Annotated in this window: 9 protein-coding genes and 1 tRNA gene; 5 read left to right on the top strand and 5 right to left on the bottom strand. The window is 57.4% G+C overall.

From position 1 onward, the window contains the following. Positions 1–28: 28 nt before the first annotated feature. The gene (gene guaB, locus GGQ73_RS03940) at positions 29–1,534 is read right to left on the bottom strand and encodes an IMP dehydrogenase (RefSeq protein WP_183894116.1); all 1,506 of its coding nucleotides are present in this window, start codon (positions 1,532–1,534) and stop codon (positions 29–31) included. Between the two features lie 175 nt (positions 1,535–1,709). Continuing rightward, entirely contained in the window at positions 1,710–2,693 is a 984-nt protein-coding gene (locus tag GGQ73_RS03935; protein ID WP_412762951.1) for an MBL fold metallo-hydrolase, read from the bottom strand. Between the two features lie 213 nt (positions 2,694–2,906). On the opposite strand from GGQ73_RS03935, the gene GGQ73_RS03930 reads away from it, so the two are divergent. Next, a complete protein-coding gene (locus GGQ73_RS03930; RefSeq protein ID WP_183894457.1) occupies positions 2,907–4,304 on the top strand; it encodes an MDR family MFS transporter in 1,398 nt (465 codons plus the stop codon). A 28-nt stretch (positions 4,305–4,332) separates the two neighbouring features. On the opposite strand, the gene GGQ73_RS03925 is transcribed toward GGQ73_RS03930, so the two are convergent. From GGQ73_RS03925 to GGQ73_RS03915, 3 genes are all read right to left on the bottom strand, one after another. Next, positions 4,333–5,058, bottom strand: coding sequence for an RlmE family RNA methyltransferase (locus GGQ73_RS03925; protein ID WP_174152148.1), 726 nt, complete (start codon positions 5,056–5,058; stop codon positions 4,333–4,335). 1 nt (position 5,059) lies between these two features. Then, positions 5,060–6,328 (bottom strand): Ppx/GppA phosphatase family protein, encoded by a 1,269-nt coding sequence (locus tag GGQ73_RS03920; RefSeq protein WP_459559271.1) that lies wholly within the window; start codon positions 6,326–6,328, stop codon positions 5,060–5,062. A 457-nt stretch (positions 6,329–6,785) separates the two neighbouring features. Next, positions 6,786–6,862: transfer RNA gene (locus tag GGQ73_RS03915), tRNA-His, on the bottom strand. 397 nt (positions 6,863–7,259) lie between these two features. On the opposite strand from GGQ73_RS03915, the gene GGQ73_RS03910 reads away from it, so the two are divergent. The 4 genes from GGQ73_RS03910 to GGQ73_RS03895 all read left to right on the top strand — a co-directional run bounded on the left by GGQ73_RS03910 (position 7,260) and on the right by GGQ73_RS03895 (position 14,596). Then, on the top strand, positions 7,260–10,883 hold the full coding sequence (locus GGQ73_RS03910; RefSeq protein WP_183894110.1) for an ATP-binding protein: 3,624 nt from the start codon (positions 7,260–7,262) through the stop codon (positions 10,881–10,883). A 144-nt stretch (positions 10,884–11,027) separates the two neighbouring features. Next, a complete protein-coding gene (locus tag GGQ73_RS03905) occupies positions 11,028–12,668 on the top strand; it encodes an ABC transporter permease (protein ID WP_234910882.1) in 1,641 nt (546 codons plus the stop codon). A gap of 118 nt (positions 12,669–12,786) precedes the next feature. Further along, complete coding sequence (locus GGQ73_RS03900; RefSeq protein ID WP_183894108.1) at positions 12,787–13,884, top strand: GSCFA domain-containing protein; 1,098 nt, start codon at positions 12,787–12,789, stop codon at positions 13,882–13,884. Beyond that, positions 13,877–14,596: a hypothetical protein gene (locus tag GGQ73_RS03895; RefSeq protein ID WP_183894106.1), complete on the top strand. Its 720-nt coding sequence runs from the start codon at positions 13,877–13,879 to the stop codon at positions 14,594–14,596. Before GGQ73_RS03900 ends, GGQ73_RS03895 begins: the two co-directional genes overlap by 8 nt. Positions 14,597–14,799 lie beyond the last annotated feature (203 nt).

Here is a 14,799-nt window from a genome sequence, read left to right as displayed (position 1 = left end):
TCGGCATATCATATGGCTAGCCGACAGATCACACTGCGCCGGGATAGTTCGGGCTCTCACGGGTAATAGTCACATCATGGGCGTGGCTTTCGCGCAGACCCGCACCGGAAATACGCACGAAAGTCGCACGCTCCTGGAAGTCTTTGATGGTGCCGCCACCGACATATCCCATCGCAGCTTTCAGGCCACCGGCCAATTGGTGCAATACACCGGATACCGGACCCTTGTATGGCACCTGACCTTCGATACCCTCTGGGACCAGCTTCAGCGTGTCTCGCACTTCCGCCTGGAAGTACCGGTCCGCCGAGCCGCGTGCCATGGCGCCAACGGAGCCCATGCCCCGATAGGCCTTGAAGGAGCGGCCCTGATACAGGAAAACTTCGCCCGGGCTTTCATCAGTTCCGGCCAATAGTGAGCCGATCATGACGGCGGATGCACCTGCCGCAATGGCCTTTGCAAAATCGCCGGAGAACTTGATGCCACCGTCGGCGATGACAGGAATATCGGCCTCACGCGCGGCTTCAACCGCAGACATGATGGCCGCGAGTTGCGGAACGCCGACACCTGCGACGATGCGTGTGGTGCAGATCGATCCTGGCCCGATGCCGACCTTGACGCCATCGGCGCCTGCATCGATCAAAGCCTTGGTGCCGTCAGCGGTAGCGACATTTCCGGCGAGGATGCGAACAGAATTCGACATCTTCTTGACCTGCGTGACCGCATCCAGAACGCGCTGCGAGTGACCATGCGCGGTGTCTACCACCAGCAAATCAACACCGGCGGCAATCAGGCGCTCGGCACGTTCTATGGCGTCAGCACCCACGCTGATAGCGGCTGCTGCACGCAGGCGGCCCTGCGCGTCTTTCGTAGCGTTGGGGTTGAGCTGCGACTTTTCGATATCCTTGACGGTGATGAGGCCGACACAATTGCCGGCGCTGTCGACAACGAGCAGCTTCTCGATTCGGTGCTTGTGCAGGAGGCGACGGGCTTCCTGCTGATCGACGCTGCTTTCCTTGACGGTGATCAGGTTTTCACGCGTCATCAGTTCATAGATTTTCTGGCCGGGATCCGATGCAAAACGCACATCGCGGTTGGTCAGAATACCAACGAGGCGGCCTGTCTTATGACCACCCGAACCACCATTTTCGACAACCGGAATACCGGAAATGCTGTAGGTCTTCATCAAGGCCTGCGCTTCGGCAAGCGTGGCATCGGGGCCAATCGTCACGGGGTTGACGACCATGCCGCTTTCGAACTTCTTGACCTGACGAACCTCCTCCGCCTGCTCGACCGGAGACAGGTTGCGGTGGATGACGCCAATGCCGCCAGCCTGCGCCATGGCGATGGCAAGACGCCCCTCCGTAACGGTATCCATGGCAGACGACAAAATCGGCAGGTTAAGCTCGATATCACGCGCGATGCGGGTGGAGATATTCGTCTGGCCAGGCATGACTTCGGAGTGACCCGGCTGAAGCAGCACGTCGTCAAACGTCAGAGCATCGAGACCGGTGGGTGTTTCAATAATGCGAGCCATGGCCAAATTCCTAATTTGAAAATGCAAGCCGTTCCGGAAGGAAAAGTCCACCGGCGGCCCTGCAAAGGATTGCTTGGAAGTTGGCGAGGGCTGGTAACACGTTCATGACAGGAAGGAAATAGAAAAAACCCGGAAACGCGTTCCGGGTCTTGCTGTTGCAGCGATGCAGCAAATGTCAAATGTCGAACTGATACGACTTTGGCACGAAGCGGTAGCCCACATCCTGACGCTCGGCATAGCCGACCGATGGGAACGGCATATGATAGCCGAGGAACGGCAACCGGTCCGTGGAGACCATGTCGAACACCTTCTTGCGGGTGGCGGCAGCGGCCGCCTTGTCCATGTCGAAGCGCACTTCCCAGTCCGGACGCTGAAGCGAAAGCACGAAGTGGTTCGCTGTATCGGCAGTCAACACCAGATGCTTGCCTTCCGACTCGACATGAAAAATCATATGGCCCGGCGAATGGCCGAATGCAGCAGAACTGGTGATGCCGGAAACAACCGTTGCGCCATCGCCGATGAAGGTTGCTTTTTCAGCCAGTGGCTTGACGTTTGCCAGAACTGCCTTCTGTCCCCCTTCGGCCGGTGTTCCGACACGCTTCGGATCCGTCCAGAAATCATATTCAACCTGACCCATGACATATCGAGCGTTTGCAAAGGCGGGAGCACCCTTTTCCACGAGGCCGCCGATATGGTCTCCGTGCATGTGCGTCAGCACGACCACGGTTACGTCTTCGGGCTTGTAACCGGCGGCAGTCAGGCCTTCCAGCAGGCGGCCATTGCCCGCTTCGCGACCGCTCTCGCCGAAGCCGGTATCGAATAGCACGAGATCGGAACCGGTGTTGATCAGCGCCGGCGAAAATCCGTTGACGAATTGCTCCGTCGGCAGGAAATTTTCCTGCAGAAGGGCGTCGATGGTCTCAGCGTTCTGATTGGTGCCAAACGTCTCGCCCGGCTTGCCAGAGGGGCGAGAGCCATCCTTGACGACCAGAACTTCGAAATTTCCGAGTTTAAAGCGATTTGTTTCGGGTGGCATAAGGTGATCGACTTTCATGGATGTTTGCGGTTGGGTGGCTTGCGCGAATGCCGTACCACGCAACACGAAGGGTGCAGCGAGGACGCCAAGTCCTGCGGTGGCAAACAAATTGCGCCTGTTCATCGTCAATAAATTTTTCATGAAGTCCTCCGGTATTATGCGCCTCTGCATAACAGCATTAGCACTGGTGAACGCCGAGATTGTGCAGAAAGATCCGTTTCACACAGACGTGATGGAAATCCCTAAATTGCCGAATGTTTAGTTGGCAAACCGCACGCACAGGCGTAGGTAACACGCAACGACCTTATCAGGATGCGGTCTTCCCGCAATCGCCCCATGAACCGCGTCATTCCGCTTATACTTGCCGTTGCTCTTTTCATGGAGCAGATGGATTCCACCGTCATCGCAACATCCCTGGCGGCGATTGCTGCCGATTTGCATGTCGGGCCTATCACACTGAAGCTGGCCCTGACCTCCTACATGGTGGCACTGGCAATCTTCATTCCCGTCAGTGGCTGGATGGCTGACAAATTCGGTGCCAAGAAAATCTTCCGCATCGCGATCGCCATTTTCGTCATCGGCTCGATCTGCTGCGCGATCTCCTCTTCTGTCGTCGAATTCGTCGTCTCCCGCTTCCTACAGGGCATGGGCGGCGCGATGATGACACCTGTCGGGCGTCTGGTTCTTTTGCGCACGACGAAACGCTCCGAACTCGTCTCCGCCATGGCACTGCTGACGATCCCCGGATTGGTCGGACCGCTCACCGGGCCGCCCATCGGGGGATTCATCACGACCTATTTCTCGTGGCACTGGATCTTCCTCATCAACGTGCCCATCGGGGTGCTGGGAATTTGGCTCGCGACGATCTATTTGCCCGAAATCGAAACGACCAATCCCCCGCCAATGGACACGAAAGGCTTTATCCTATCCGGCATTGCCGCATCTGGTGTGGTCTTCGGCGTTTCAGTGGTCAGCCTGCCCGCGCTACCGCCCTATGTTGGAATATCGACAACCATCATCGGTTTTATTTGCGGATATTTTTATATACAGCACGCCAGAGCGCACCCCGCGCCGATCCTTGATTTCAAGATCTTCCGCAATGCCACGTTCCGCGCCGCATCGATCAGTGGAACCGTCTTTCGCATTTCGACCGGCGCCATTCCCTTCCTCATGCCGCTGATGTTGCAGATCGGCTTTGGGCTCAACCCGTTCCAGTCGGGCATGATTACCTTTGCGGGTGCGATTGGGGCCATCACCACCAAGTTCATGGCGCGCCGTGTGTTTGCAGCGACAGGCTTTCGAACGATTTTGATCGGGGCTGGCATCGTGGGCGCCTTTACCACCGCCGCCAACGCATTCTTTACACCCAACACGCCCTATGCTCTGATCATGATCTTTCTGGTCACGGCAGGCTTTGCACGGTCGTTCTTCTTTACAGGCACAAACGCGCTCGGCTATTCCGATATCGACGATTCGCAGGCAAGCCAGGCAACATCGATGGCATCCGTGCTGCAGCAGATCAGCCTTGCGCTCGGCGTGGCTTTTGCCGCCACCATTCTGGAAGTCAGCAGCTACATGTCGGGTGAGCACCTGCAGCTGGCGGATTTCCACACGGCCTTCACAATTGTCGCCATCGTATCGCTGCTTGCCGTTCTGCCGTTGATTGCCATGGACCGCAGCGCAGGCGCTGCCGTCTCCGGACATCGTGGCAAAGCATCACAGCCAGCGGAGTGAGACGTGGCGGGTCGCGTCTCTTCCGCTTTTAGTGGTCATCCTGCGCGGCTGGCTCGGCTGGCTTACGGCCTTTAAAGTGCTTGGCCAGCAGGAACATCTCCACGGATTCCGAGCGCGAGGAAGCCGGTTTGATGTGGATGACCTGCTTAAAATTCTGCTTCAACATATCCAGTAGCGTTTTCTCCGTGCCGCCCTGGAAGGTCTTGGCCAGGAAGTGACCGCCTTCGGCCAGAACCTGTACCGCAAAATCCGCCGCAACTTCGCACAGATGCATCGTGCGAATATGGTCGGTTTTCTGGTGGCCCGTCGTGGGCGCTGCCATGTCCGACAAAACGAGATCCGGCGTTCCACCGACGGATTCGATCAAAAGGTCTGGTGCGCTGGGATCGAGGAAGTCGAGATGCAGGATCTTGACGCCGGGAATAGCCTCGATCTCGAGGAAGTCGATGGCCGCAACGCGGATATCGTCTTCGGTCGAATCGGTGACCTTGGCGGCGATTTGCGACCAGCTTCCCGGTGCCGCACCCAGATCGATGATCCGGCGCGCATCCTTCAATATCTGATGCTTGTCGTTGATCTCAAGCAGCTTGAAAGCAGCACGGGCGCGGTAGCCTTCAAGCTTTGCACGTTGGACATAGGGGTCATTGATGTGACGCTCGATCCAGCGGCGGGAAGAGGGCTTCAGCTTCGCCTTCTTCACCTTCTGGCCGATCTTGCGTCCGGTACGGTTGGTACTCGTGGGCGCTTTGCTCATATCAAATTTTCCGTTCCGCTGTGCCTTGCATCTGTGCCCGGCGAATTCGTGTACGGCGCCAGGCGCCATCATCTGCCATCATATCCGTCAAAAGCCCCTCGCGAAGCCCTCTATCGGCAACCCGCATGCGCCTGGAAGGCCAGCGCTTGCGGATGGCCTCCAGAATGGCGCAACCTGCGAGGACCAGATCCGCACGATCAGGACCGATACACGCATTAGAGGCGCGACCGGCGAAGTCCCAGGCCAGCAACTTGTCCTGCATCGCAGTAACCTCATCGTCCGACAGCCAGAGCCCATCGACTTTTCGGCGATCATAGCGCGGTAAATCGAGGTGCACGCCGGCAAGTGTGGTCACTGTCCCCGATGTTCCGATGAGATGAAAATCCTCGTGAGCGATTTCACTCACTGGCGGGCAATCGAACGCATCCAGCAAGCCTTCGACCTCGCCGACCATGGCGGCAAAGACTTCAGGGGTCACATCGCGCCCACCATGGCGTTCCGACAAGGTGACGACGCCAACCGGCAGCGAGGTCCAGTGTGTGATATGGTTGGCCAGGCGGTTGGAGCGGTTGTCACCCACGCGGATAACCGCGATTTCTGACGATCCACCGCCGATGTCGAACAACACGACAGAGCGCGCTTCACGACCCACAAGCGATGCACAGCCGGACACCGCCAGCCGCGCCTCCGTCTCACGGCTGATGATTTCCAGTTGCAGACCTGTCTCGCGCGTGACCCGCGCCAGAAACTCTTCGCCGTTTGCCGCCGCACGGCAGGCCTCGGTCGCGATCAACCGCATGCGACGGATGGAGCGCCCTGCGAGTTTGGATGCGCAAACGCGCAACGCTTCGACAGCGCGATCCATCGCATCATCGGACAAGCGTCCCGTGGATATCAGACCCTCACCCAATCGCACGATGCGTGAGAAAGCATCCACGACGCGGAATTGTCCAGGGCGTGTCGGCTGAGCAATCAGGAGGCGGCAATTGTTTGTCCCGAGATCAAGCGCGGCATACATGTCCGCGCCACCATCGAAACCGGTATCGCGATAGTTTGTCTGCGCACGCACATGGGGACGGCCATGATCGACCGGTGACGGCGCATGAATTGGAGACACGGAGCCATTCGGCCGAACACAGGCTTTCGGCGCGTGGGTCGGCACAAGCGGTCTGCCTTGCGGCCCGCGGTGATTGCGTTTTCCGTTGCGGGCTTTGCGCTTGCCTTGAGGATTTGGTGCCTGGGAAGCCTGTTCGCTACTGGCCGCGGCCACGACGGCTTCCTGCGGAGGCTTTGACCCGCCCTGCCCGCGTCTACGACGCTTGCGCTTCTTTGGCTCCGAGTCTCGCTCTTGAGCGCTGTGCGATGGGGAATCCACTTGAGATTCGGCACCGTGAAGCCGCGGAGAAGAGCCAGCGTTACGGGTCTTGCCGTTACGCCTGCTTTTGCCACGACGGGAACGCTTCGCATTCCCTTTTTCCACCGCCGATTCCCCTGATTCCGACGGCTTTGGGCCGTTGCCGGGGTCGATCACTGTCTTGTCCATTCCGCCGCGCGAAAGCTTGAAGCGATGCTGCTGGCGTCCATAAGGTTACGTTGAAGCAACCATACCAGCGCCTGACATTTTAGCCAACCGATTTTTAAAAGACGAAAAAGCGTGACGATAACGAGCTCACGGCAAGAAACGCAACACGAGGGCAAGATCCATCGTCAATACTGAGATTAAAAAGTGGTACGGTTGGGTGGGGTCGAACCACCGGCCTCAGGAACCACAAACCTGCGCTCTAACCAACTGAGCTACAACCGCATAGGGAACGCCGCGGCGGCGTCACTTGGGCTCACATACGGCAAGTTTTGAACCTTTGCAAGTCCTTCGGCAATTTTTGCCGAAAATCCTCAGAAAACGAAACCGCTGTTCGGTACATCATTCCTCGCTTGATAAAAAGCTCGGGACTGCGGTGAGACATCGATGAAGGACAGTTGCAAAACGGTGTCGTAGACCGCACATTCGAGGGGATCTGATAAGTATCCGCATGGTCGGCGCATTAACTGTGTTTGGCAATTCCCACAGCTTATGATGGACCGATCCACGCTGGGAAGTTATTTAAGATTCTGTTAACATCAAGCCGATGCAGGCTGTATGATGCCTTATGATGAGGTCGTGCGGTTGCATGAGGTCAGGTCGTGCCAGAATAGGTTTCCACATGCCCGCCGTTCAATACCCATTTATCGACATTGCAGTTCATGAGCGTGTGCGCGAACATTTTGGCCGCGGTGAGGCCATGGCTCTGTTTTCGATGGACTTGCGAAACACGCTGTGGGCCAATGGACGTGGTGCTGCCCTTTTCGGCACCCCGATGATCTATGATTTTCTGGAGCGCGGACCAAAACCGCAAGATGTGACTTTCCGTCAGTTGGCGGCAACGGCTACCCGGCTAACGCAGACCGGCGACAGCCAGCAGTTCAATATTCGCGTCCATTCCGGCTTCAAAAGTGTATCAACGGTTGCCACTGCCGAGATCATCGAGGCGGAAGCTGGCCAGCGGGCCATCCTGTTTTCCGCGCCGGTCGATCAGGCGACGCTGTCGCTGGAGGAGCGTGCACATCGGATGATCGAAGGCTTCGACGATCCCGATGTTCACATGGCCGTGCTGGACGCAGACAGCAAAATCATCGCGGCATCGCCAGGGTTTTCAGCCTTGGGTATCACGGCAGGAACGACCCGCACACTCATTTCCATGGCGTCGGTGCAAGCCGGCAAGCTGGTCAAACGCCCGGTGCCAGCAGGAAAAGGTTATCTGCCAGCAGCGGTCGGCCAACTGTCGAGAGAGCCTGAACTTAACCTTCTGTTTGTGGTTGAAACCGTCATCGGAACACTCGATCCTTCCAGCGAATTCACCGAAGCCAAACTGGACCTGCATGAAAGCTTGCCCATCATCGATGCCCCGCCGGTGGTCGAAGAGGTTCAGGAGCAAGGACCCCAAGACGTAGCTGACGTTCCAGTGCCCGTGGCGCAGATCGAGGGGAGCACCGAACGACAAGACGAGAGCGACGATATCGAGACCGCTGTCGATCCGGATGGAGACGAAGAAAAGCGCGCTGAAATCGAAGCTCCCGCCGAGACAGAGCCTGTGACGCTCGCCCAGCCAGACGAAGAACTGGTCGTCGTGGATCACGTTTCTCCGCTCGCTGATGTCGAAGAACCAGAGCTTCCCACGGCTGAGCAGGAGGTCGAGGACGTGGTCGGGAAGGACGAAGCCGAGCCCGTTTTTTCTGAGCCTCCGATCGCCGAAGGGTCTCTGGCAAAAGAACAAGACACCCGTGAAAACAACACCTTCGTCTTCGAACCCAACCGACGCGCCTCGCGCTTCGTGTGGAAGATCGATGCTACGGGTCATTTCACCTCGATTTCGCATGAGTTTGCCGATGCGGTCGGCCCGAACGCGGCAAATGTCGAAGGCATGAGCTTTGCCGACCTAGCGGCCTTGTTCAACCTTGATCCCGACGGCAAAATCGCCGACCTCCTGAATCGGCGCGATACGTGGTCTGGAAAGACCATTTATTGGCCGGTCGAAGGTACGTCGCTGACCGTCCCGATCGATCTGGCGGCCCTGCCCACCTATACGCGCGCCCGCGAATTCGATGGCTTCCGAGGCTTCGGCATCGTGCGCTTGGCAGATGCGGTCGAGGATACCCATGCTGTGGGTTTGACCCTGGTCGACGATGTGCGCTCGGACGCCCACGCTTTGGACATGGCGCAAGACAGTACGGTTGACGAGACGGCGGTGTTTTCTCTCCCGGAGAACACTGAGACTGTCGCGACATCTCTCAGCGAAGAGGGGCATGCTGAACGGGAAGACGAGACTGAAGCGCAAGATGAAGTGCCGCGTCGCTACGAGCCGCCGGAAAACGAAGTTCCGGCGCTGAAAATAACCGAAACGCCGAACCGACGCTATTCCGACAAGATAGTTCGCCTTGAAGAGCGCCGCAGCAAGGGTCCAGACGAACTGAGTGCCAGCGAGCAGGCAGCGTTTCAGGAGATTGCCCGCACACTGAGGCCGGTCGCCACGGAAACCTGGGACACCGTGTCGACTGACGTGCAGGAACAGGACGTGATCGACGTTGTGACGACGCCTGAGCCTGAGCCCGCCACAACGCCCGAGCAGAGGCAGGTGTCTTCGACGTCTGATGACGACGATTTTGCTGATTACACCCGTGGCGATGAACCGGTCATCTTTTCGGCACCACAAGTGCCGCCACGCGTCGTAAACATGGAGAATGACGAGACGGCGTCGGAGACGTTGATATCCCTTCGCACCGGCGCCTCACTGACAGCAGAGGCCGTGGACCAGATGCCTATTGCGCTGTTGATCCACAGCGGTGACCGGCTGATCCATGCCAACCCTGAATTCCTGCGCCTCACCGGCTATCGCGATATCGCTGAACTGGCAGACGTTGGCGGTCTCGATGCTCTGCTTCAGCGTGACGAGCTTGACGCAATGGCGGACCATGCTGGCGGGATGATGGCGGTCAGTGTCGACAATGATCTGATACCGGTCAGGGCACGCCTGCAATCGGTTCGTTGGGAAGACGCCAGCGCCTTGATGCTTTCCCTGATCCCGACGGAGGAGAAGAGTGACGCGTCCCTGCCCGCCAATGAAAATCGGCTTGCCGACGACGCAGGCGCAGGCGTTGAGCTGACCGAGTTGAAAGGGCAGGTCGAAGAGCTGCATTCTATCCTGGAAACTGCGACCGATGGCGTCGTTCTGCTGGATGAGGACGGTAACATTCGGTCGCTGAACCGATCTGCCAGTGCGCTTTTCAATTATGATAATGGTGAGGTGGCCACCAAGCCATTCGTAACGTTATTCGCCCACGAAAGTCAGCGCGCTGTGCTGGATTATCTATCAGGTCTCGCCAATAACGGTGTCGCAAGCGTGCTGAACGATGGCCGTGAAGTGATTGGTCGTGAGGCGGCCGGTGGTTTTCTGCCATTGTTCATGACCATCGGCAGGCTCAAATCCTCGAACGGATATTGCGCCGTCATTCGCGACATCACCCAATGGAAGCGTACCGAAGAAGATTTGCGCAACGCCAAGCGTGCTGCAGAAACTGCAAACGGTCACAAGACGGACTTTCTGGCGCGCGTCAGCCACGAAATTCGCACACCTTTGAATGCCATCATCGGTTTTGCCGACTTGATGGCAACGGAGCGTTTTGGACCCGTCGGCAACCCGCGCTACATAGAATATTCCAACGATATCGTGCGGTCTGGCCGCCATGTTCTGGATATCGTCAATGATCTCCTGGATATATCTAAGATCGAGGCGGGCCAGATGGATGTCGAGTTCAAGGCTGTCGCCCTGAATGACACCATTGCAGAAGCCGTCTCGATCGTGCAGCCACAGGCAAACAATCAGCGCGTGATCATTCGCACAGCCTTGTCGCCCTCGTTGCCACAGATCGTTGCCGATCTTCGCTCCATCAAGCAGATCATGCTCAATATTCTGTCGAACGCCATCAAGTTCACGCCGTCAGGTGGTCAGATCGTGGTGGCAACGGCCTATGAGACCAACGGCAGCGTGGTCTTGCGTATCAGAGATACCGGTATCGGCATGACCCGCTCGGAGCTGGAGCATGCCATGAAACCTTTCCGTCAGGTATCTGCATCCAGCAGCCGCGTGCGCGGGGACGGCACCGGCTTGGGCTTGCCGCTGACCAAGGCCATGGTCGATGCCAACAGGGCCAACTTTTCGATTACGTCTACGCCGAACGAGGGTACGCTGGTAGAAATCAGCTTTCCTTCGCAGCGCGTGCTTGCGAACTAAGGTCATAGAGGACTAGCAATGGTGTGAAGCGTCATCGCGCTCCACACCATTGATGTCTCCGCGCCGGTAAAGACCGGTGACGCAAGGATAAGAGAATTGCCGCTGGCTTCACATCCGTCTATCGCTTCACGATCCGGAAAACATATGGCGTCGGGATTATCGCTTGGCACCGTGTTGCTCGCGCTGATCATTGCCATGCCTCTGATTGCGGTTTTTTGTATAGCCGTGACCGGGGGAACGGATGGCTGGCGTCATTTGCTGGTCAATGTGTTGCCGCACGCCGGCGGACAAACGCTGATCCTGCTGGTCCTCACCGGCGCGACAACGGCGTTTTTTGGCATCATCTCTGCATGGCTTGTCAGCACATTTCAGTTTCCGTTACGACGCCTGCTTTCTCTGGCACTGGTGTTGCCGCTGGCTATTCCCTCATATCTCGCAGCCTATGCCTTTGGTGAGTTCCTGGATTTTACCGGGCCGGTGCAAAGTGCCGTCCGCATGCTCTTCGGATTTCAAACCATCAGAGACTACTGGTTTCCCGATATCCGCTCGCTTGGCGGAGCAGTCCTGGTCCTGAGTTCGGTCCTTTACCCTTATGTCTATCTGTCAGTCAGAGCAGCCTTCGGCTTGCAGGGACGGTTTGCGGCCGAAGCCGCGAGAACGCTGGGCGCAAGCCCCATGCGAATTTTTCTGTCCGTGCAATTGCCGATGGCACGTCCGGCCATCATCATCGGCCTGGCACTGGTTTTGATGGAGACGCTCAACGACATCGGCGCCGTGGAATATCTCGGCATTCGCACGCTGACCTTCGCCATCTACGAGACATGGCTCAACCGTGGCAATCTTGGTGGCGCAACCCAGATCGCCTCGGTGCTCATCATCATTGTTGCCGCCCTCATCATCGTTGAGCGGAAGGCGCGGAACCGACAGCGTTTTTCCAGCGCCAAATCCACGGCCATGACGCAGCGTTTTGGGTTGAAGACACTCGCTGCCGGTCGCGGATGGGCGGCAACAGGATTTTGCGCCCTGCCCATTCTGTGTGGCTTTGCAATCCCCGTCCTTGTCCTGGGTGGCTATGCCATCAAGCGGCTTGGCTCTCTGGCAGACCCCAAGCTTTTAAAGGCGCTGGCGCACAGTGTGGAGGTTTCGGCATCTGCAGCGCTCATCACGCTCGTCTGCGGCTTCGCTTTTGCCTATGCCCAACGCGTCAATACTTCGCCTCTTGCCCGTTCAGCCAGCCGCCTAGGCTCGCTTGGTTACGGCATTCCCGGAACGGTCCTTGCCATCGGCGTTCTGTTGCCGCTGGCTGCCTTGGACAATGCCATGGATGGCTTCTTGCGCTCGCATCTCAACTACTCCACGGGACTTCTATTATCGGGCACAGCCTTTGCAATTATTTATGCGCACAGCGTCAGGTTCATGACGCTGGCAGAAGGCAATATCGACGCGGGCTTTCAGAAGCTTTCACCGCATGTGGACATGGCGGCCCGAACATTGGGGCGCACCCGCTTTCAAACACTCATCGATGTGCTTTTACCCAACATTCGACCAGCAACCATCACAGCAGCATTGCTGGTTTTCATCGAATCCTTGAAAGAACTGCCAGCGACCATCATGTTGCGTCCCTTCAATTTCAACACGCTGGCCACGCTGGTCTATGAGGATGCGTCGCGTTCGCGCGTTCAGGACGCCGCCCTCCCCGCTTTGATCATCATCGGCGCCGGTCTCATTCCGGTGCTTCTCGTCTCGCGGTCTCTCGACGACAGGCACGGAGCGAGCGGACAATAGCGGGGCCGTCAGCCTGAAGAAAGCTCCGCCACCTATTGTTCAGAAGAAAGTCAAAGCAGTTCAGTTCTATCATCCTGCCGTTCCGCTCTGACATGCAGATGAGGCCTGGAGGTTGAAGATGGGTGCAGAGACCACAAAAAACGGCGCGGCTGAAACGCACGGCAACAGCCATCCCTACGGCGCTCTGCCCGAGCGCGCGATCTGGCGCAAAGCCGTTGCGGAAACCCATGCCATGCAACTGGACAAACTCTACCACAGGAAGTTCGATATCTCCACGGATATGGCGATTTCGACGGCTGGCAGTTGCTTTGCCCAGCACATTGCCACGTCCCTGACGAAAAACGGCTTCGGCTTTCGAGATTTTGAACCAGCCCCACCACTTTTTCCACGGGCGATGGCGAAGGCCTATAATTACGGCGTCTATTCCGCCCGTTATTGCAACATCTACAGCGCGCGTCAGTTGGTACAAACCTTCGATCGGGCATTCGGCCGGTTCGTTCCCGAAGAACCCGCTTGGATCAAAGGTGAAGGTGTGGTCGACCCGTTCCGTCCGCTTCTGGAGCCTGAACCCTTTGACAGCGTGGCAGAGATGGAGCGTGCGCGCCACGCGCATCTGGCGGCAACCCGCATGCTTTTCGAAAAGACGGACGTCTTTGTCTTTACTCTGGGCCTCACCGAGGCCTGGGTTTCGAAGCGCGATGGTGCCGTCCTGCCGCTTTGCCCCGGCACCGTCGCCGGTCGGTTTGATGACAGTGACTACGAATTCAAAAACTTCAATTATTTCGAGATTTTTGAGGACCTCGTGGGCTTTATCACCCGGTTACGCGAGATCAATGCCAATGTGAAATTCGTGCTCACCGTATCGCCGGTTCCCCTCACCGCCACGAAAAGCGACCACCATGTGCTGGCCGCCTCGCTCTATTCCAAATCCGTTCTGCGGGCGGTGGCTGGTCACATCGCTGACGAGGCTGGATTCGTGGACTATTTCCCCTCCTACGAGATCATTGCGGCACCGTCCATGCGCGGAATTTTCTACGATCCAAACTTGCGAACCGTCACGCCTTCCGGTGTCGATTATGTCATGTCGCATTTCTTCAGGGAACATCGCGGACGCGAAGCTCCGGCACCACCCGCTGCCACCGAGACGATCACCGCGGGTGACCACGAAGCGGTCTGCGAAGAGATGATGCAGGCGCAGGAGCTCGGTTATGCTTGAGATCGTCGGAGATTCACACGTCATCGCACTGGCTGACGCCATGCGGCTGGGATCCTGTGTCAGTTCTCACGGACCGGTTACGCTTGCCCAGATGGGTCACGGCTATAATTTTCTGGAGCCATTTTTTGCCTTTGACGGAAACGCTGTTTCCTTTACGCAACCTCCGGCGATAGCGGTGTTCGAGAAAATCAATCCGAATGCGCCTTCCGCCATCGTCAGACACGATCCGCGACGGTTCGTCTTCATGTTCGGTCTTTACCCCAGCTTCGGTTTCGACGCCAAAAACTGGATGACCCACACCGTGGCCGCTTGGTCACGGGATCGCCACTTCGTGTCGACAGCCGCTTTCGATCTGATCATCGACGAAACGCTGAAACAACCCATGGCGTTCTTTCAGACGCTTGTCGGACTGAATGTCCGCTTCTCCGTGGCATCCTGCAGCCCAGTGCCTGCAAGCTACCAAAGGCTGGCGGGAAAAACCAATTTCGCCGACGGAGAAGTTGCTTTCATCTACAACCGTTTTCGCGACCGCGCCGTGGCGAAATTGGCAGCGATGGGTGTCATGTACCATCTCCCACCAGCAGAGGTTTATGACGAGAATGGTGCGATGCACGATATATTCGCGAAGAGCCCCGGCGACTACCACGCCAATCCAGCCTATGGCCGGCTGATGCTGGACAAGGTACTCGGTGAGCTGGAAGCCGTCTCATAAGAGCAAAGAAAAGGCAGCCGAGGCTGCCTTGAGAGTTGTGCTTGTAACGAGAGCAGGAATAAAACGGACGTCATGTCTTTTGGGCCACCGGCCCGCTCACCCTCTCATCGAGTGCACCCACGTTGAGCCTTATGTGCAGCAACTCCGTTTAACAAATTGTTAAAACACGGACCGCCTGTTTCATGGAAGAGAATTCCTAAACA

Origin of the sequence: Rhizobium skierniewicense (assembly GCF_014196515.1) — a bacterium.
Classification (GTDB): Bacteria; Pseudomonadota; Alphaproteobacteria; order Rhizobiales; family Rhizobiaceae; genus Agrobacterium; species Agrobacterium skierniewicense.
The sequence above is the reverse complement of the archived record's forward strand: the minus strand, read 5'-3'. Positions and strand labels throughout refer to the sequence as shown.